Origin of the sequence: Ferruginibacter lapsinanis (assembly GCF_020783315.1) — a bacterium.
GTDB lineage: Bacteria > Bacteroidota > Bacteroidia > Chitinophagales > Chitinophagaceae > Ferruginibacter > Ferruginibacter lapsinanis.
Genome location: NZ_CP086063.1, coordinates 2417263 through 2436855, shown reverse-complemented (window position 1 = coordinate 2436855; position 19593 = coordinate 2417263). Strand labels below are relative to the sequence as shown.

The following is a 19593-nucleotide window of genomic DNA, read 5'->3' as shown; positions in this document are numbered from 1 at the left end:
AGAATATTATCACAATAGAAAAACGCTCTGAAATAATCAGAGCGTTTTTTTATATAAAGCAAATAGTTTCAACCCTATTGTATTATCTAATATCCGGGCTGCTAAAATTCCGGGGGCCAGCAAAGGACTAAATGATTGCCCTGGAATAAGTATTGACGCATATACCCTGCAAGAAGCAATAAAATCTCCAACAGTTGTTTTTCTTTTTTGCCGGGATGTTTTTAATAACCTATGTGACATTGCCTGGCAAAGATAAAGTAACATTTTTCTGCCGTACAGATCAAGCGTTGTTGCAATTGCTTTATTTTTCTTTCTCGATTCTGCTAAAAAAAGCATATACCTGCCAAAAGCCTGCACATATTCCTCTCCGTTAGTTAATTTAGAAACACTGTTATGAAGCCTGTAAGAAAAAACTTCTGCAGCAGCTGTAGCCTTATAGCTTTTCATGGTCAGTTTCATCCACAATTCATAATCTGCAAAAATGAGGTTTGGATACATTGTTGAAATCCCTCCCAAAGCATCATAATCACTGCTTCGCATCATATAACCTGTCCCTGTGCTGTCCAGTGTTCGATTAATCTGGCAGGTCAAAAATTCATCTGCATTTTGCATCTCTGCCATAGGTTGACAATGTCTGACCAAAGCACCTTGTGCGTCAATAAATTTAAAGTGTGCCTGATAAAGTGAAGCCTGGGGGTGTTTTGCAATTAACGCATCCATTGTTTCGAGATAACCAGGATGCAGCAGGTCATCGTGACCGATGATAGTGATAAATTCATTTTTAGGAACAGCAACTATTCTTCCCCAATTCTCTTCCATACTCAACGACTGTGCCGAAGTATAAATAACGACCCTTTCATCAGCTAATGCCTGTAACCATTCAAGTGATCCGTCGTTACTGTTATTATCTAAAATAATTAAATTAAAATCCCGATAAGTTTGTTTCAATATACTATCAACACATATTTTAACATACTCTCCTCCATTCTTTACAGGTAATATGATACTATATTTTTTACTCACTTTTTAGATATCAATTCTTTTATTTTAAGCAGAACATTAAAAAGACCTTTAAAATAAACTTTCAGATAAAATTTATATTTCCACTTTGAAATATTTTTATTGGAGAAAGCTATATGCAAGGAATTGAAAAAGTCTTTCTTTAATTCCTTGTTGTCCTTTACAGTATTGTATATCATTATACTATATTCAGCCCAACTCCTACCAGCAAAATCCCATATTTTTTTTTCAATGGTTCCCCAATCAGGATTTTGTTGCAAAAAAGTTTTGAGATAGCCATGAAACAGTGCAGGGGTATTAATATATTTCTGTTTTAATCTGGTAAAATCAAAACCAAAATTATTTCCATGAATCACCTGCCCACCTAAAGATTTATTTATAAAAATTAATCCCTCAAAAGAACTTGCGGCTAACATAAAGGCATGATCCGTTAATAACTCACTGCCGTAATCAGGCATTCCTTTTATCTTAATAATAATATCTCTTTTTATAATTGCACAACTCCACAATAAATATGTTTTAGAGAACAGTCCATCAAGATAAGCTTGTATGATCTCGTCTTTATTCTTTTCTATTATAGCATTTTCGGGAATATCTTTCAGCAAATTGCTATTGGTTCCCAATTGCTGACCAAGACTATTGGCGGAGAAATCATTTTCTATTATCAGGTCGCCACAGCCAGCATAAACGCCATATCCGGGATATTTACTTTGCAGGGCAATTAATGTAGACAGCATATAAACATACACAGGATCATCATCTGTGATCATAACGATATAGTCACCCGAAGAACGTTCTATACTTTTATTAAAGCTTCTCACCATTCCCAGATTTTCAATATTATTAAAATATTTTATCCTGGAGTCAGCAATTTGGTCTACTATAATTTGAGCAGAAGCTTCAGGGTCATTATCAGATACAATGATCTCAAAGTTGGAATAATCCTGTAATAAAATGCTTCTTAATTGTTTTTCCAATATAGCCGGTCTTTTGTATGTACTCATACAAAAACTTACTAAAGGGAATTGTTGAGGGGTCATTAACTTGTACGCTTTAAGTAACCACTTGGTGCTACGCTAATCAGAAGTTTATTATCCACTTCCTGATTTATCTCAAAGTTTTTATTCTTTTCTAAAAACTCCCAAACGGCTGTTTTAGGATTATTATCTATACCCCATGGCCTGGATTCTTTAAAATAATTTTCAGGCAGATCCTGAACTATTGTATCGAATACAACGATGTAAGAATTTACACTTACAAAAGGAGCGTATAATTCCAATTCTCTTAACACATGCTCGTGTGTATGATTAGAATCCAAAACGACCAATATTGTTTGTTTGTCTTTAGCAATTTCTTTTACTTGCTCAACAAGTGCTTCATCAATAGATGAACCTTGTATCATTGATATCCTTTTAAACATAGGATGTTTTTCAATCTCTATTTTATTATGGCTTCTGATATCAATATCAATACCCAACACCTCACCATTTCCGATCAACTCCAATAACGAAGCATAATATATTAATGAGCCGCCATGAGCAATACCAGTTTCAATGATCAGGTCGGGTTTTATTTCCCAGATCAATTCCTGCATAGCTATCATATCCTGTGGATATTGAATAATTGGACGGCCCATCCAGGAAAAGTTATAAGAATATTGGTTTGAATTAGAAGCATCATTAAAACTTTTTGCTGCCTTTTTCAAACTTTCGTTTGCACCATTTTGTGCAATTCTATTTCTCCTTTCTACTTCAAATTCGTGAGTTTTGTTAACCATTGTTATTTTTTTATTGTTACCCCAAAAATGCATTGGTTCATAATCCGGGTATGGGTAATAGCCTAAATTTAACTGTATTGTATAATTGTGTTGTTTTAAATAAGCACTGATAAAGTCTTTTACTAATAAAGGGTTGCCACTACAACAGTTAAACACCCCCTCATTTGATTTTTGCAAAGATAAGGCACAAATATATGCCGCTATGGTCTCTACAGGAAGAAAATCCCGTGTTTGCTCACCCCCACTCATGTTAAAAATCGTTTCTTTAGTTGCAACTGCCTTTTCAAGTTGAGGGATAAGAGACCGTTCATTTTGCCCTTTACCATACATATAAAATAATCTTGCCCACTTAAAAGAAAAACGAAATTCTTTCTTTAATGATTCTATATACTCCCTGAGACTATTTTTTGCCACAGCATATGGCACCATTGGCTTTAAAGGCATCTCCTCAGACAGGCAGCCTTCCTGCATTCCGTATTCTAAACATGTGCCGGTTATAGTTACATTCTTTACCCCATTTACAATCAGATTTTTTATAAATGCGGTATGTAGTGGAAGATTCCTTTGTATATGAAAATCTCCTTTGTAATCAGGCAGCCCTTGCCATGCTAAGTGTATGATAGCATCCGGCTTATTAAAGAACTCATAATAATTGATTTCATTATCGAATTCATTCAAATTAAAAGGAACAAATGTTACTTTTTGAAACCATTCAAATGACGTTGCTTTTTCTACACTGGTAGAGGTAGCAATCACCTTGCAATTCAACTTCAATAACTCTGTTATGACATAGTTACCTACAAATCCTGTAGCACCGGTTACTAAAATTTTTTCCATGCTAAATAATTTGCAAATCAGGTATTGCAATTACAAATTTACCTCCCCAATCTTTTATGTATGCCAATTTCTGTATGACCTCTTCTTTAATATTCCATGGAAAAATAACCACAAAGTCAGGTTTTTCACTTTTGATCTTTGTTTCATCTACTACAGGAATATGACTGGCAGGTAAAAATTTATTTTGCTTATTAGGATTGGCATCCACGACAAAATCTATCAGATCATGCTTGATTCCGCAATAATTCAGCAAAGTATTTCCTTTCGCCGCCGCTCCATAAGCTGCAACTTTTTTCCCACCTTTCTTTTGAGCTATTAAAAAATCAGTAAAATCTAATTTAACTTTTAATGCCTTTTGTTGAAAGTTATCATAATATGCCAGTGTATCTAATCCTTTACTTTTTTCTTTACCTAGCAAAGCTTCTACATTAGGAGATATCTCTTTTGATGCATCTTCTGCATGTTTGGCAAAGATCCTTAATGATCCTCCGTGGGTTGGGATTTCTTCAACATCAAACATCTGCAATCCTTTAGATTCAAATATTTGTTTCACTGTGTAGAAAGACAAATATGAAAAATGTTCATGATAGATCGTATCAAACTGGTTATTATCCACTAATTGCATCAGATGCGGAAACTCCATTGTAATGACACCATCCTCTTTCAGTATCACCTTCATTCCTCCTACAAAATCAAGAATATCGGGCACATGCGCCAATACATTATTCCCCAATAACAGATCAGCCTTAGTTCCTTTTGCTACCAACTTTTCTGCTAATGACACACCAAAAAAATCAATCACTGAATCAACTCCTTTTTCTTTAGCAGCCGCAGCCGTATTAGCTGTTGGTTCTATTCCTAAAACAGGAATATTATTTTGTTTAAAATATTGCAATAAATAACCGTCATTCGATGCAATTTCTATTACCAAAGATTTATCAGTATACCCAAATCTTTTGGTCATCATTTCTGTATAGTTTTTTGCATGTTGCAACCAACTTGAACTGAATGAGGAAAAATACACATAACTGCTATCGAAGATGGCATCACTCTTTTTATACTCATCTACCTGCACTAAAAAACATTTATGACAGGTATATACTTTCAACGGAAAAAACGTTTCCGGTTCATTCAATTGTTCTCCGGTTAAAAATGAATTCGATGCCGGAGAATTGATCAAATCAACAAACACGTGCTCAAGTTCAGTCTTGCAAAATCTACATTTCATAATTAAATACCTTTAAAATTGTCATCAAGTTTAGGATGTGTGTTATCTCTTTCTGAAATATCAAAAAGTGGTAACGGCCACTGTATATTTATTTTTTCGTCATTATATCTTACGCCACCCTCCGCTTCTTTTGTATAAAACTGTGTATGATTATATACCAACTCACAATTATCACTCAACGTTTGAAAGCCATGAGCAAAACCTTCTGGTATATAGATCATTTTTCTGTTAGCTGCTGATAATTCTACTCCAAACCATTGAAGAAAAGTTGGAGAATCTTTTCGCAGATCGATTATCACGTCGAATACCACACCTGAAATACACCGAACCAGTTTACATTCTTTAAACGGATCCATTTGAAAATGCATCCCTCTTATACTGCCTTTGTTTTTGGTAAACGAATGATTCATCTGAACCCATTCTTTAGTATGACCAATAGCGGCAAATTCATTTTTACAAAATGTACGGGCAAACCATCCCCTGTCATCAGCTAACGGAGTTAGGTCTATCACATAACTACCTTTCAATACAGATTCTGTAAATATCATTTTGAGAGATAATTATTTATTTGTTGTTGCGTAAATTGAAAAACATTTTCCTCTGTTTGTTTATACCATGTCATTGTCCACTCAATCGCTTCAGAACTGGATAATTTGGGCTGCCATTTCAATTCTTTCAATGCTTTTGAAATATCCAATTTCAGTAATCCGGCCTCATGAGGCTGTGCCGCATTTGAAGTATCTGCCCATTCACCACTGCCCCAACTTTTGATCGCCACTTCAACCAGCTCTTTCACTGCAAGATGATCCACCGGTAAGGGACCAAAATTATACGCTTCTGAAACAGTCTTGTAATTTTCATTAGCCAACATCGCTACTGTCAGATAACCTGCCAACGGCTCCAGTACATGCTGCCATGGACGAACAGAAGCTGGATTTCTTACTTCAATAGTTTTATTTTGTTGTAGTGCCCGAACGATATCCGGAATAATCCTGTCCTTACTCCAATCTCCTCCTCCAATTACATTTCCGGCACGAGTACTGATGATCGCTTTTTGATGAAGAGAATACTGCTTAATATTAAAAAAGGAATTTCTAAAAGAACTGATAACTATTTCTGCGGCAGCTTTGCTAGCACTATAAGGATCATAGCCGCCAAGCCTATCTTCTTCTTTATAATGATAATCAAGCTCTCTGTTTTCGTACACCTTGTCAGTTGTAATCAATACAACAGTACATTTTTTTGGCAGTTTGTTCTTTACAGCCTCCAATACATTTGCCGTACCTACAACATTTACATCAAAGGTTTCTGATGGAATTTCATAAGAACGACGTACTAATGCCTGCGCCGCAAGATGGAAAATAATATCAGGCTGAAAATTTTCTATCTCAGCAGATAATCTTTTTGCATCTCTTATATCAGCAAATACATTTTCAAACTCGATATTTTTAGATACTATATTATATAATCCATTGCTATCTTCCGGCGGTAGCGAATACCCCTTTACGTCAGCCCCCATAAGGCGAAGCCATGTTATCAACCAGGCTCCCTTGAAACCGGTATGTCCAGTAACAAAAACTCTTTTATTTGTATAGAATGATGAAATTTTATTTACCACACTTTCCATTTTGCATTATTAGTTTTCCAAAGTTCTTCAAATTCCATTTTGTCTCTTAGCGCATCCATACACTTCCAAAAACCTCTGTGTTGAAATGCTATTAACTCCTTATCTGTTGTCAATTTTTCCAGTGGATCTTCTTCCCACATCATATCACTCATATCTCCCTGCAGATATTTAAACACTTCGGGTTTCAGTACAAAGAACCCTGCATTGATCCATTTTCCTTCATCTTTTGCTTTTTCCCTAAAGGCATCAACTTCTCCCGACTGATTGATTTCCATTCCGCCAAATCTTGCTTCCAGTTGAACCGCTGTTACTGTAGCAATTTTATTATGTGCTTTATGAAAACGTATTAACTCGTCTATATCTACATCACATACCCCATCACCATAAGTAAGCATAAAATCATTATTCCCTACATATTTCTCTACCTGCTTTAACCTGCCGGCTGTTTTAGTATTCTGGCCGGTTTCTACCAGTGTTACTTTAAATTTTTCGGATTTACTACCATGAACTTCCATTGTATTATTGGCTACATCGATTGTGATATCAGAATTATGCAAAAAATAGTTCATGAAATATTCCTTGATCACATATCCCTTATAACCCAAACAAACAACAAAATCATTAAATCCATAATGACTATAGATCTTCATTATATGCCAGAGTATCGGCATACCCCCAATTTCTACCATAGGTTTTGGCCTGGTATCCGTCTCTTCAGAAATCCTTGTACCAAGCCCTCCTGCGAAAATTACAACTTTCATTTTACCTGTTTTAACTTGCTCAAAAATAAAGCTATTGACTCATGCATGGCAATATTCAACTCAAATTTTATAAATTGTGTATAATATTTCATCAGATCAATATCCGGAATTGAATACTTTTCTACTATCTGGTTCATGTTTTTAAAACCCAGTGCGTTAGCCTCATTAAACTTTTTTATAAAATCATCGGCAACAGGCTTATTACTGACCCATGCGGCAAATACAAATGGCAAACCTGTATACGCTTTCCATGCAGTCCCCAGATCATATATATAAGGAGAACTTTTTCTTTGCTCCAATGCCCTGTCTCCGATTACCACCGCTGCGGTAGTGCCTTTGATCTCTGATCTGAAATCTACACCACCATTTACAAATCGGGGGGTAAGTTTCCAATATTCACTCATTAATATCTGCACCAATGCTACGGAAGTACGGCTTTGATAATCTAATATGATCGTCTCTATTTCATGAACGGGCACCTCACTAAACAAGCAAACACTAGCAACCTCTCCATCACAGGCAATACAATAATCACCAATGATATGATGTTCTTTCAATTTTGGAATAACTGCCATAGGAACCAGGCCTATATCGATTTGTTCATTTATCAGTGCATCTGCAATATTAGCCGGATAATCAATTACCAATTCTATCTCATCTTTCATCAAGCCATGCTCAAACCCATATATTAGCGGCTTAGTATTTAAATAGCTAACAGCCCCTACTCTTATTTTTTTGTCCAATCGCTTTAGTTTAATTTCGCAGCAAATTTACAGTTTCATCATGGATTTAAATCAACTAACCGCAATCTCTCCTATAGACGGACGCTACCGCAAACAATTACAACATTTAGATGAGTATTTTTCAGAATTTGCCCTGATAAAATACAGGGTAATGGTAGAAGTGGAGTATTTCTTGTTTTTAGGCGAAAAAAAGTTCTTGAAAATTGCAGCTCCTGTAAAAGCACATTTATTAAATGTAGTTGAGAATTTTTCTTTGGAAGATGCTGCTGAAATTAAAGAAACTGAAAAGATCACCAACCATGATGTAAAAGCAGTTGAATATTTTTTAAAAAATAAATTGGATGAATGTAAAGCCGGACATTTAAAGGAATGGATACACTTTGGTCTTACTTCTCAGGATATTAATAATACGGCTATCCCTTTAAGTTGGAAACATAGTGTTGAATATGATTATCTTCCTGCAATCATCAACCTGCAATCTGCCATAGGTAAGCTGGCTGTTCAATACAAAAATGTACCGCTACTTGCCCGTACTCACGGACAACCTGCATCTCCTACAAAATTGGGCAAGGAATTGATGGTGTTTGTAGAGCGTTTAGAAAACCAGATCCAACTTTTCAGCTATATTCCTTTTACTGCAAAATTTGGAGGAGCTACGGGCAATTTCAATGCTCACCATGTAGCATACCCTAAATACAACTGGATAAAATTTGCCAACGAATTTTGTGAAGAAAGGCTTGGATTACAACGTCAGCAGTACACCACACAAATTGAACATTACGATACTTTAGCCGCTCATTTTGATGCGATAAAACGCATCAACACTATTTTAATTGATTTCTGCAGAGATATCTGGACCTATATAAGCGTGGATTATTTTAAACAAAAAACAAAGAAAGGCGAAATAGGCAGCAGTGCCATGCCGCATAAAGTAAACCCAATAGACTTTGAAAATGCAGAAGGAAACCTGGGCATTGCAAATGCACTACTGGAACACCTTTCAGCTAAATTACCTATTTCAAGATTACAAAGAGACCTTACAGATTCTACTGTTTTACGCAATATAGGTGTACCGGTAGCTCATACGCTCCTATCAGTAAAATCAATTGAGAAGGGATTAGATAAACTAGTACTGAATCAATCAAAGCTAAATGAAGACCTTGATAATAACTGGGCCGTGGTAGCCGAAGCCATTCAAACTATATTACGTAGAGAAAACTATCCTCAACCTTATGAAGCGTTGAAAGAACTTACCAGAGGCAAATCTGCCATTGATAAAAAAGCCATTCATCAATTCATTGCAAAACTGAAAGTATCTGCTTCAATTAAAAAAGAATTGAAAGCCATCACTCCTAACAATTATGTTGGCGTAAATCCATGACAGGCTCTTACTGAAAGTGATATATAATTCAATTAATGTATATTAGTGGTGTAGATTGAACAAACCTATTTAGGGCTTTTGTTGCTTATTTCCTGAATAGTAAATACTTATCTCATTAACAGGTATCTTATTGTTTATTTCAGCCACCAATGAAAAACATTTTTTTCCTTCTCGCCCTTACCATAAATTTTTGCAACGGGCAGACTGTTTCTATAGGTGGCATCATCAACCAATATACTCCGATACGAGATATTCTTTCATGCGACAATGCCATTACTGTTGAAGATGCATCAACTTTTAAAATTGGTGATACCGTTTTAATGATACAAATGAAAGGAGCGGCTATTGATTCATCCAACAGCGCTTCTTTTGGTATGGTTACAGATTATAAAAATGCCGGAAATTACAGCTTCAACTATATTTTTAAGATCACAAATAATATCATCAACCTTAAAAATAAGATACCTAATGAAAGATTTAATATTCCCGAGGGCAAGGTCCAATTAATAAAAGTCCCATTTTATAATAGTGCTGTTGTAACAAGCACACTCACTTGTTTGCCCTGGGATGGAAACAAGGGCGGGGTATTGGTTTTTAATGTAAAAAACAACCTGCAATTGAATGCTGATATTAATGTAAGCGGAAAAGGATTCAATGGCGGGTCTATCAGTAATAACCCTGATGGTAATTGCGGTACGGGTTCCCCTGATTTTTACTATCCGCTTATTCAATCCGGCAGTACGTGGCAGAGTGGCGGAGCCGAAAAAGGAGAAGGAATTGCATTGGTAAGTCCTGAAAAAATGGCCGGCAAAGGAGCTATAGGAAATGGTGGCGGAGGTGGCAATAAACAAAATACCGGTGGCGGTGGCGGATCGGGATATGGTAATGGAGGGATTGGAGGCAACGAATGGGAAGGATGCGCCATTTCAGGTAATGGAGGGATTGGTGGTAAAAGCTTATCTACGGCCGACTATCCCCGTAAAATATTTCTAGGTGGTGGTGGTGGTTGCGGAGATGCCAATAATAAAGTAGGCACACCTGGTGCAAACGGTGGAGGTATCATCATTATAAAAGCGGCTAGCATAACGGCTAACGGAAAATTTATCAGTGCTAATGGCAATAATCAATTACTTGATGCAACAGGTATTGCTGATGGTGCCGGTGGCGGTGGTGGTGGTGGAAGCATATTACTATTTACTCCATCACTAATTGGAGGCTTTACCATACAAGCTAATGGAGGAGATGGAGGAAATCAAAACCCGACGACTGACTGTGTTGGGCCAGGCGGTGGTGGTGGTGGTGGATTTATAGCGGTGCAACAAAGTAGTTTACCCCCGAACGTTAGTTTCTCTGTAACAAAGGGAAATGCCGGTTTGATAAAAAATCCTGCACTTTCTTGTTTTAATACGTCTTATGGAGCCACTGATGGCGCAGATGGATTAGTCATTACTGATCTTTCACCTATAATTGACAGCCCATTCTTCCAAAAAGACATTGACCTGGTGACGATAACTCCTACTCAAACTAAGTGTAACAGCTTCGATTTTGCCGGTTCTGCTCATACCAATTATAACAAAATAGAAGAATGGACCTGGACATTTGGCGACGGTGGTTTTGCAGGAACACAAAATACTTCACATACTTATCCCAAGCCCGGAACTTATAATGTACAATTGGTAGTTAATAATGGCATTTGCGGAGCATCCACAAATATTACTGTATCAACACTTGATACAGCAAAAATAGAAGCGACTAAATCAAACGATATTGATTGTGCATTAAAAACTGCTAGTCTTGCGGCAAGTGGAGGGATTGATTATATCTGGTCTCCGGCTACAGGACTAAATGATTCCACTATCGCAACGCCGGTTACCTCTGTTCAACATACTCAACAATATATATTACAGGGAAAAGATCCCGCCACCGGATGTTTTGGATTTGACACTATAATCGTAAAAGCCGATTTTGGTATACTCTACCCCTTATTTATCCCTAATGCTTTTACACCAAATGGAGATGGAATGAATGATTGCTATCGAATTATATACGATGGACCAATCACCAAGCTGAACTTTTCAATTTATAATCGTTGGGGTGAAAGAGTCTTTTACACCACCAACATAAAAGACTGCTGGAATGGTGTATACAAAAACAGGGATGCTGATGAAGCAAACTACGTTTATTACATTAAAGTAATCAACGATTGCAGAGAAATAGTAGAATACGGTAACCTTGTGTTAATAAGATAGTTACAAAAATTATTTCTATTTTATTTATAAGTAAAAATAACTGTATAAGTTGCTCCAGGTGCTGCGGATGAAGTAAATACCATTTTGCCTGGCCATTTGTTGACCACATTCTGATAGACAAGATTCACCTGATCTGACGAGCCATATGAATCAGTATTTGTCAAACTTGTTATTGCATTTCTACCTAAAGCTCCTATCATATCTCCAAAGGAAGCAATATCATCGTCAGCATGCGCATACATTGAGGTTGTACCTCCTGTACTCCAATATGGATTAAAAACATTAGTATTATATGTAAGTGTCATCAACGTTCTGCCATCACTGGAGGAATTTGAGACAGCACTGGCAAAATTATTCCCTGAAGCGTCTTTGGTCAGGGTATCCCTAGCTATAACCTCTCCACTCGGTACAGAAGTATAATCTACAAACCGGGTAATTAACTGATTGGAAGTATAAGTGTAATAAGTGGCTGATTCATTAATAACAGAATCTTTTATTAATAAGCCTGCTCCATTATAAAAAAACAGTTGAGATGAATATAAACCTCCACCAGGCAACATATCATAGCGGTCTTTTCTGGAAGGTACTGTATCGGCACCGTTATAAACATATACAATACTATCGTATAATTCAACGCCTACGCCACTGGATTCATTCTGGATCTCATTCAATAATCTATTTCCGATGTCATATTTGTAGGAAGTAACAACATCAAGAGACTCTGTAAAGTATGCAACATGGCCATCTGCCCTTAATAAATATTTTTTCTCTACCGCAGTATTATCAGGATTAGTAACATCGTCTTTTGTACAAGAGCTCAATATAACGATGACAGAAAGACCGGTAAATAACCAATTGGATTTCTTCATAAAATTAGTTTTACCAAATGTATAGCTTTAAAACTACTTATGCACCTCACTGGTGAAATGAAATTCAATATCCGGGTTATTTTGTCGTTCGGTATTCAAAAACCATTCACTCTGTGCCAGGTAAACTAAATGACCGTCTTTATCTTCTGCTATGTTCCCCTGCTTGAATTTGATAAAGTCATTCAGCTTTTTGGGATCCTTACTGGTTATCCAACATGCCTTAAAAAACGGCAAACTGTTCATTTGCACAGACGCCCCATACTCCTGCAACAATCGGTATTGAATTACCTCAAATTGCAACTCACCCACACAACCAATGATCTTCTTAGTACCACCAAACTGGGTAAATAATTGCGCCACCCCTTCATCAGTTAATTGCAATAATCCTTTTTCTAATTGCTTGGTTTTCATTGGATCTTTGTTCTGTACTTCTTTAAAAATTTCAGGTGAAAATGAAGGTATTCCTGTAAAATAAAATTTCTCTCCCTCTGTCAATGTATCCCCTATTTTGAAATTCCCTGTATCAAATAAACCTACCACATCTCCGGGAAAAGCCTCTTCGATCACATCCTTTTGACGTGCCAAAAAACTGTAAGGATTACTGAATCTAAAGTCTCTTTCCAACCTCACGTGTTTGTAATATTTGTTGCGTTCAAACTTACCGCTACAAACCCTTAAAAAGGCAATCCTGTCTCTGTGCTTAGGGTCGAGGTTAGCATGTATCTTGAAAATAAAGCCGCTGAATTTTTCTTCTTCAGGTGTAACATCACGTTCGGTAGTATGGCGGGGACGAGGTGTAGGTGCTATCCGTATGAATGTATCTAACATTTCTCTCACCCCAAAATTATTAACGGCACTACCAAAAAATACCGGAGCTGTTTTTCCACTCAGGTAATCATCCAGATTCAATTCGCCATAAACTCCATCGATCAGCTCAACATCTTCTCGTAAAGTATCTGCATCTTTCTCCCCTATTTTTGCATTGAGTATCGCATCGTTCAGATCCTTAATTTCTAATACGTCCTCATCATTTGCCTTGGTACCAGCTGTAAATAAAACGAGGCTCTTTTTATGCAGATCGTATACTCCTTTAAAATCTTTACCGCTGTTAATGGGTACTGTCATCGGATGAAGATTGATCTTTAACTCATTTTCGATCTCTTCTAGCAGGTCAAATCGATTTTTCCCATCCCTATCCATCTTATTAATGAAAACAATTACCGGCGTTTTACGCATGGCTATAACTTCCATTAGCCTTCTTGTCTGTGCCTCCACCCCGTTTACACTATCAATTACCAATACAACGCTATCTACAGCAGTCAGCGTACGATAGGTATCTTCTGCAAAATCCTTATGCCCTGGAGTATCCAGTAAATTGATCAAATGCCCGTCATATTCAAATGTCATAACACTGGTAGCAACACTAATACCCCGTTGCCTTTCAATCTCCATGAAATCGGAAGTAGCATGTTTCTTTATCTTATTACTTTTTACAGCACCAGCTGTCTGTATAGCCCCCCCAAACAATAGAAATTTTTCCGTAAGGGTAGTTTTACCGGCATCCGGGTGACTTATAATAGCAAATGTCTTGCGCTTGTTTATTTCGTTGATATACTTCATTACACACTTATTATACAAATCTGGGTATATTCAATACAATTGTACGTATCGTACCCCTCGTTTTTTGAGGTGCAAAGGTAAGGTTTGAATTGGTAAGATTGATGGTCAAACAACTCCAGGTATAAGTTTAATTTAAAGTTTGCTTTAATATAAAAAGATATTACAAATAGCTTTATTTTCGTGATACCATATTAAAAATTTAACATCACCCTAATCTGACCAGACAAAATGCGAACACTCCTAACGTCTATCGTAATTTTTATAATTACGGCGCAAAGTTCTTATGCCCAACGAGAACTCAACAATCCTTTGATCAATAGCGGACAAATTATTGAAAAGGGTGTTGATCTTCATGATAAAGGCAAATACAAAGAAGCCATTACAGAATATTTAAAAGTACCTCTGAGTGACACCAATTACTCCAGGGTTTTACATGAACTGATCTTGAGTTACTATAACGATAGCAATTTTGTTGCCGCAGAAAAGTATGCCAATTATGGAATGGAGCATTTTCCTGAAAACAGTACGGATTGGTTAGCATTACTAGCAGATGTGTATGATGATACTAAAAGATCTACAGAAGCATTAAAAGCATATGATACTATTCTTGCGCAAAAACCATATGACTACCTGACACATTTTAATAAAGGCGTTAGTTTGTTCAGGGTAGAAAGATATGATGATGCAGCGGCATGTTTCCAAAGATGTGTAACAATTAATCCTTATTACACTTCAGGACATTATTTTTTAGGTAAGATATCTTTACTTAAAGGAAATCTTGTTCCGGCAATTATGAGTTTTACTACCAACCTCCTTATTTCTCCGGGCAACAGATATCAACGTAATTCTATCTCTATGTTAACTTCTATTGCTGAAGTAAATACAGATGTTACTGCTCTCCTGCAAAAATATAAGGCAGGTAAGACAGATGATTTTGATGCAATACAGGATATTATTACCAGTAAGATCGCTCTTGATAAAAAATACAAATTGAAAGCTGATCTGGAAGACCCTATTGTTAGGCAGATCCAGGTATTGGCAGAAAAGCTTGAGTACAATGCAAATGACAAAGGATTTTGGATGCAGTACTATGTACCAATGTTTAAAAATTTATGGGATAAGAAAAGATTTGAAGCATCGGTGTTTTATATGTTCAGCGAACTGGATATAAAAAAAGTAAAAGATTATGTGAAAAAAGAAAAGAGAGATGTAGAGGCAATGAGTACTGAAGTTGTTGAGTACCTTAATAAAATTCGTGAAACCCAGGAGTTACAATTTACAAAAAGAGACGACACCAAGATCAGAGTATACACCCAAAACTATAATATCATAGGCAAGGGCGAATATGCATTGAATTCAAAAAAAGAAAGCATTCTTGTTGGCCCATGGGAATTCTATCACAAAAATGGCCGACTTAAATCAAAAGGAAAATTCAACAGTGAAGGAAGTCGTGAAGGTGAATGGCGTTTTTATTATGACAATGGTTTATTGCACGAAATTACTATTTACAGAGATAACAAAGCTGAAGGGAAGAGCGAATCATGGCACGATAACGGGATCAGATATGAACTGACCAATTATAAAAATGATGAATTGGACGGAGAAGCCAAAACATTTTTCTATAACGGGCTTCCTCGTAAAACAGTATATTATAAAGAAGGCAAAAGAGATGGATTGGCAAAATACTATGATACCGATGGCACTTTAAGTTCTACTATTAAATATGCTGAAGATAAACAAGAAGGTGATGAAATAACATATCACACAAACGGCAAGATCAAATCAAAAGTTAATTATACGAATGATGAACCTAGTGGTGTTTATACTGAATATTATGAAGATGGCAAACTAAAAACCACTGGCCAATATGAAAATGGAAACAAAACTGGTGTATGGAAATCTTTGTATAAAAACGGACAAACCGATTATATAGAAAACTATGTAAAAGGGCAAAATGATGGCGATTACACATCTTATTATGAAAACGGGAAAATAAGAACGAAGAGTTTTTACAAAAAAGGTGAAGTAGATGGCAAAAAAGAAGATTACGATGATGACGGAATTCTTTACTGTGAAACCATTATGGAAAGAGGCCGTTTAAAAGACATTAAATTTTTTGACAAAAAAGGTCAGGTGATCAGTAATACCACCAGTAGAAAAGGTAATGCTAATATATCATTCTACTTACCAGATGGCAGCAAATCTGAAGATGGGTATTTTAATAAAGATGGCACTCAGGAAGGAAAAGCAACTTACTATTACAAGAATGGAAAAACTTCTGTAGAAGCAAACTATAATGACGGGTTATTAGAAGGAAAAAGAACTGCTTATTTCTCTAATGGCACATTGAGCCAGGAAGGAAATTACAAAAATGATAAAGCCGATGGCTACTTCGTTAATTATTATAGCAATGGAAATGTATCAAATGAAGGCTGGTATGTAGATGGTGATGCACAAGGAACATTTCTATATTATGACCTGTTAGGTAACAGAACCAGTAAACTCTACTACCTGGATGATAAAACACACGGTGTGTCTGAATACTATCATCCTAATGGCAAGCCTGATTACACAGAGTATTATGACAATGCATGGTTTAAAAAATTAGTACAATTTGACACCACTGGCAAGATCATCTCTTCTGCAGAATTGAATAAAGGAGAGTCCAAAGTAATTTTTAAACACTTCAACGGCAAAACATACATTGAGTGTTATTATAAAAATTATAAATTAAATGGTCAGTATAAGATCATTAATGGCGATGGTACTATTCGTAGCATCTTCTATTATAAAAACGGAGAAAGAGATAGTATTTATAAAGCATGGTATCCCAATGGAAAACTGCAAACTGAAGGTAATTATGTAAATGGAGAAAAAAGTGGTGAATGGAAATACTACTGGAGAAACGGGCAACTTTCTGAAACAGAAATTTATGATAACGGAAAATTGAACGGATTAGATATTCAGTATAATGAAGACGGATCTGTTGAAAAAGAAATGAATTTCAAAAAAGGTGATCTGCAGGGAGAGTATCGCATTTATGGAGATGCCAAACAATTAGCTGCTGTTCTTTATTATAAAGACGATGAATTATTAGGATACAGCTATGAAGATAAAAATGGTTCACTTGTGCCAATGATCGCTGTTCCAAGAGGAAGCGGACAGGTAACAGCTTATTACAAAAATGGCACTAAGAGTTTGGAAATGCGTTTCAATGAAAGTCTTGTAGATGGCGACCGTAACCTGTATTACAGCAATGGTAAAGCAAGGATCATTTCAAAACGTTCAATTGGTTGGGATAACGGCCCTAAAAAATTATTCTACCCTAGCGGTAAAATAATGAAAGAAGAAAATTACGTATACGGCAACCTGCATGGCAACTCCAAATATTATAATGAGAATGGCACGTTAATTTACGACATCAACTATTACAACGGCGATCTGCATGGTAGCTGCAAGTATTACGAAAATGGCAAATTGACAGAAAACCTGGTTTACTTTTATGGCATGTTGGAAGAAAAAAAATAATCTAATGACTACAAACTCATTGAGTAAGATTTTCCTGTTTTTTTTATTAGCCTGTGCAGTAAATACGGAAGCACAAACCATTGAGGAAATGGAAAAGCTCTTTCCGGGCAAAATGGCTATTTTTTCTAAAGTGAATAAAGTGGTAGACATTTCACTGAGGAAAGGAGAACCGTATGCTGAAGACAAAGAGGTATCTGAGATGATGATGCTGGATGACAAAGCTAATGGCATCTATAATAAAGATAGGGTTTACCATAGTAGTTTTAATGAGCTTAAAAAAGTAGAAGCTTATACACTTGTTCCCGATGGTAAAGAGTTTAAGAAACAAAAGGTAACTGAATTTAAAACGCAATCCTCCACCAGCAGAGGAGTATTTTACGACGATGTGAAAGAAACCTCTTTCGATTATCCGTCAATGCTTAAAGGAAGCATAGCTCATGTAGAAAGTGAATATTATAACAAGGACATACGTTTTTTATCCCCTTTTTACTTCAGCTCTTTTCTTCCGGTATACAATGCTACGTATACGGTTACTTTTCCGGAAGACATGGATATAAAGTACATTATAAAAAATGATGCTAACAAAACCATCACCGTAACAGAATCTAAAAAAGGCAGAAAGAAAAAACTGGAATTCACTGCCTCCAATCTTAATAACGATGAATATTACGGCGATGGCGTTTCTAGAGGATATTATGCCAAGCATGTAATTCTATACGTAGAAAACTACAAGAATGATAAAGGGACGATACCGGTATTTAGTTCAATAGATGAATTATATAAGTGGAATAGAAAATTTTTAAAAGATGTAAACACACAACCTGACCCCAACATACAAAGAATTGCAGACAGTATTTGCATCAACAAAAAAACAGAAAGAGAAAAAGCTCAGGCAATTTATTTATGGGTACAAAATCATATTAAATATGTGGCTTTTGAAGATGGGCTCGAAGGGTTTGTTCCAAGACAGGCGGCTGATGTTTGTAGCAAAAGATATGGCGACTGTAAAGACATGGCAAGTCTGCTTACCGCCATGCTTAATGCCAGTGGCATACAGGCGCATTTTACCTGGATAGGCACAAGGTCAATCCCATATACTTACAGCGAAGTTCCTTTGCCCATCACAGACAACCATATGATCAGTTCTGCAAAGATCGATAATGAATGGATATTTTTTGATGCCACAGACCCTCATTGTATTTTCGGCATGCCCAGCAGTGCCATTCAAAATAAACAAGCACTGGTAAGCATCTCCCCTGAAAAATACGAATTGGTAACTGTACCGATAGTAGCTGCCGAAAAAAGTTATATCACCGACAGTTCTTTTTTAACGTTTAAAAACAATACGCTTACGGGCTTTTGTTCTGTAGACTATGTTGGCTATATGGGATCAGACATTTACAATAACCTTATTTATAATAAAGGAGATGATGAACGAGTGTATGTAAGAAGAAGAATGGCAAAAGGAAGCAACAAGTTTATCATGAAAGATTATGTTCTGAGTTTGCCCGACACTGCTAACAGAGTAGCAAATATCAAATCTAATTTCGAGATACCTGATTATGTAAAATCAATCGGTGATGAGATCTATATCAACCTGAATCTGGAAAAATTATTCAGCGGCTCTCCTATCGACACCGCCAAACGGAAAGTAGATATTGAAAATGAATATCTCTACACTATTCGTCAGGTGCATTTATTGGATATTCCAGATGGATATGTAGTTAGTTATGTTCCCAAAAATATATCTGTATCCAATGATGTAATAGATTTTTCTATTGAATACAAACAATTGCCTGGTAAAATAATGGCCACACAAAAAATGGTCTCTAAAAAATTATATATTCAACCATCTGATTTTGCTGTGTATAATGCAGCACTGGCAAAGGTCTCTCCTGCCTATAAAGAACAAGTAGTTTTAAAGAAGAAATAACATATAAATTTTCAAACAAT

General features: G+C 36.2%; 14 protein-coding genes. 4 read left to right on the top strand and 10 right to left on the bottom strand.

All coding sequences use genetic code 11. The features are described 5' to 3' along the window. Positions 1–36 precede the first annotated feature (36 nt). The 8 genes from LK994_RS10445 to LK994_RS10410 are packed head-to-tail and all read right to left on the bottom strand — an operon-like array spanning position 37 to position 7993. Positions 37–1023, bottom strand: coding sequence for a glycosyltransferase family 2 protein (locus LK994_RS10445; protein ID WP_229760023.1), 987 nt, complete (start codon positions 1021–1023; stop codon positions 37–39). Further along, positions 1020–2024: a glycosyltransferase family 2 protein gene (locus LK994_RS10440; protein WP_229760022.1), complete on the bottom strand. Its 1005-nt coding sequence runs from the start codon at positions 2022–2024 to the stop codon at positions 1020–1022. The genes LK994_RS10445 and LK994_RS10440 overlap by 4 nt, the downstream gene beginning before the upstream one ends. Before the next feature lie 35 nt (positions 2025–2059). After that, the gene (locus tag LK994_RS10435; protein ID WP_229760021.1) at positions 2060–3634 is read right to left on the bottom strand and encodes a CmcI family methyltransferase; all 1575 of its coding nucleotides are present in this window, start codon (positions 3632–3634) and stop codon (positions 2060–2062) included. Position 3635: 1 nt separating this feature from the next. Further along, complete coding sequence (locus tag LK994_RS10430) at positions 3636–4862, bottom strand: class I SAM-dependent methyltransferase (RefSeq protein WP_262907794.1); 1227 nt, start codon at positions 4860–4862, stop codon at positions 3636–3638. Between the two features lie 2 nt (positions 4863–4864). Further along, the gene (rfbC, locus tag LK994_RS10425) at positions 4865–5410 is read right to left on the bottom strand and encodes a dTDP-4-dehydrorhamnose 3,5-epimerase (RefSeq protein ID WP_229760019.1); all 546 of its coding nucleotides are present in this window, start codon (positions 5408–5410) and stop codon (positions 4865–4867) included. Then, positions 5407–6489, bottom strand: a complete 1083-nt coding sequence (gene rfbG, locus LK994_RS10420) for a CDP-glucose 4,6-dehydratase (RefSeq protein WP_229760018.1) — start codon at positions 6487–6489, stop codon at positions 5407–5409. The genes rfbC and rfbG overlap by 4 nt, the downstream gene beginning before the upstream one ends. Continuing rightward, positions 6474–7250, bottom strand: coding sequence for a glucose-1-phosphate cytidylyltransferase (gene rfbF, locus LK994_RS10415; protein WP_229760017.1), 777 nt, complete (start codon positions 7248–7250; stop codon positions 6474–6476). The genes rfbG and rfbF overlap by 16 nt, the downstream gene beginning before the upstream one ends. Further along, entirely contained in the window at positions 7247–7993 is a 747-nt protein-coding gene (locus LK994_RS10410; RefSeq protein WP_229760016.1) for a menaquinone biosynthetic enzyme MqnA/MqnD family protein, read from the bottom strand. The genes rfbF and LK994_RS10410 overlap by 4 nt, the downstream gene beginning before the upstream one ends. 40 nt (positions 7994–8033) lie before the next feature. On the opposite strand from LK994_RS10410, the gene purB reads away from it, so the two are divergent. Together purB and LK994_RS10400 are read left to right on the top strand one after the other, a co-directional pair. Further along, positions 8034–9374 (top strand): adenylosuccinate lyase, encoded by a 1341-nt coding sequence (gene purB / locus LK994_RS10405; RefSeq protein WP_229760015.1) that lies wholly within the window; start codon positions 8034–8036, stop codon positions 9372–9374. A gap of 149 nt (positions 9375–9523) precedes the next feature. Further along, positions 9524–11623, top strand: a complete 2100-nt coding sequence (locus LK994_RS10400; RefSeq protein ID WP_229760014.1) for a T9SS type B sorting domain-containing protein — start codon at positions 9524–9526, stop codon at positions 11621–11623. Positions 11624–11643: 20 nt separating this feature from the next. Here the strand turns inward: LK994_RS10400 and LK994_RS10395 are convergent, their stop codons facing one another. After that, on the bottom strand, positions 11644–12492 hold the full coding sequence (locus LK994_RS10395) for a hypothetical protein (RefSeq protein ID WP_229760013.1): 849 nt from the start codon (positions 12490–12492) through the stop codon (positions 11644–11646). 33 nt (positions 12493–12525) lie between these two features. Beyond that, a complete protein-coding gene (locus LK994_RS10390; RefSeq protein WP_229760012.1) occupies positions 12526–14112 on the bottom strand; it encodes a peptide chain release factor 3 in 1587 nt (528 codons plus the stop codon). Positions 14113–14340: 228 nt separating this feature from the next. Between LK994_RS10390 and LK994_RS10385 the strand changes: the two genes are divergently transcribed. Together LK994_RS10385 and LK994_RS10380 are read left to right on the top strand one after the other, a co-directional pair. Continuing rightward, positions 14341–17640 (top strand): tetratricopeptide repeat protein, encoded by a 3300-nt coding sequence (locus LK994_RS10385; RefSeq protein ID WP_229760011.1) that lies wholly within the window; start codon positions 14341–14343, stop codon positions 17638–17640. A 4-nt stretch (positions 17641–17644) separates the two neighbouring features. Continuing rightward, positions 17645–19573, top strand: a complete 1929-nt coding sequence (locus LK994_RS10380; RefSeq protein ID WP_229760010.1) for a transglutaminase domain-containing protein — start codon at positions 17645–17647, stop codon at positions 19571–19573. Positions 19574–19593: the final 20 nt, after the last annotated feature.

Excerpts from the sequence above, each read along its gene's own strand:
- LK994_RS10440 (WP_229760022.1), bottom strand. The coding sequence starts at position 2,024 with ATGAGTACATACAAAAGACCGGCTATATTGGAAAAACAATTAAGAAGC.
- LK994_RS10435 (WP_229760021.1), bottom strand. The coding sequence starts at position 3,634 with ATGGAAAAAATTTTAGTAACCGGTGCTACAGGATTTGTAGGTAACTAT.
- LK994_RS10430 (WP_262907794.1), bottom strand. The coding sequence starts at position 4,862 with ATGAAATGTAGATTTTGCAAGACTGAACTTGAGCACGTGTTTGTTGAT.
- rfbC (WP_229760019.1), bottom strand. The coding sequence starts at position 5,410 with ATGATATTTACAGAATCTGTATTGAAAGGTAGTTATGTGATAGACCTA.
- rfbG (WP_229760018.1), bottom strand. The coding sequence starts at position 6,489 with ATGGAAAGTGTGGTAAATAAAATTTCATCATTCTATACAAATAAAAGA.
- rfbF (WP_229760017.1), bottom strand. The coding sequence starts at position 7,250 with ATGAAAGTTGTAATTTTCGCAGGAGGGCTTGGTACAAGGATTTCTGAA.
- purB (WP_229760015.1), top strand. The coding sequence starts at position 8,034 with ATGGATTTAAATCAACTAACCGCAATCTCTCCTATAGACGGACGCTAC.
- LK994_RS10400 (WP_229760014.1), top strand. The coding sequence starts at position 9,524 with ATGAAAAACATTTTTTTCCTTCTCGCCCTTACCATAAATTTTTGCAAC.
- LK994_RS10395 (WP_229760013.1), bottom strand. The coding sequence starts at position 12,492 with ATGAAGAAATCCAATTGGTTATTTACCGGTCTTTCTGTCATCGTTATA.
- LK994_RS10390 (WP_229760012.1), bottom strand. The coding sequence starts at position 14,112 with ATGAAGTATATCAACGAAATAAACAAGCGCAAGACATTTGCTATTATA.
- LK994_RS10385 (WP_229760011.1), top strand. The coding sequence starts at position 14,341 with ATGCGAACACTCCTAACGTCTATCGTAATTTTTATAATTACGGCGCAA.
- LK994_RS10380 (WP_229760010.1), top strand. The coding sequence starts at position 17,645 with ATGACTACAAACTCATTGAGTAAGATTTTCCTGTTTTTTTTATTAGCC.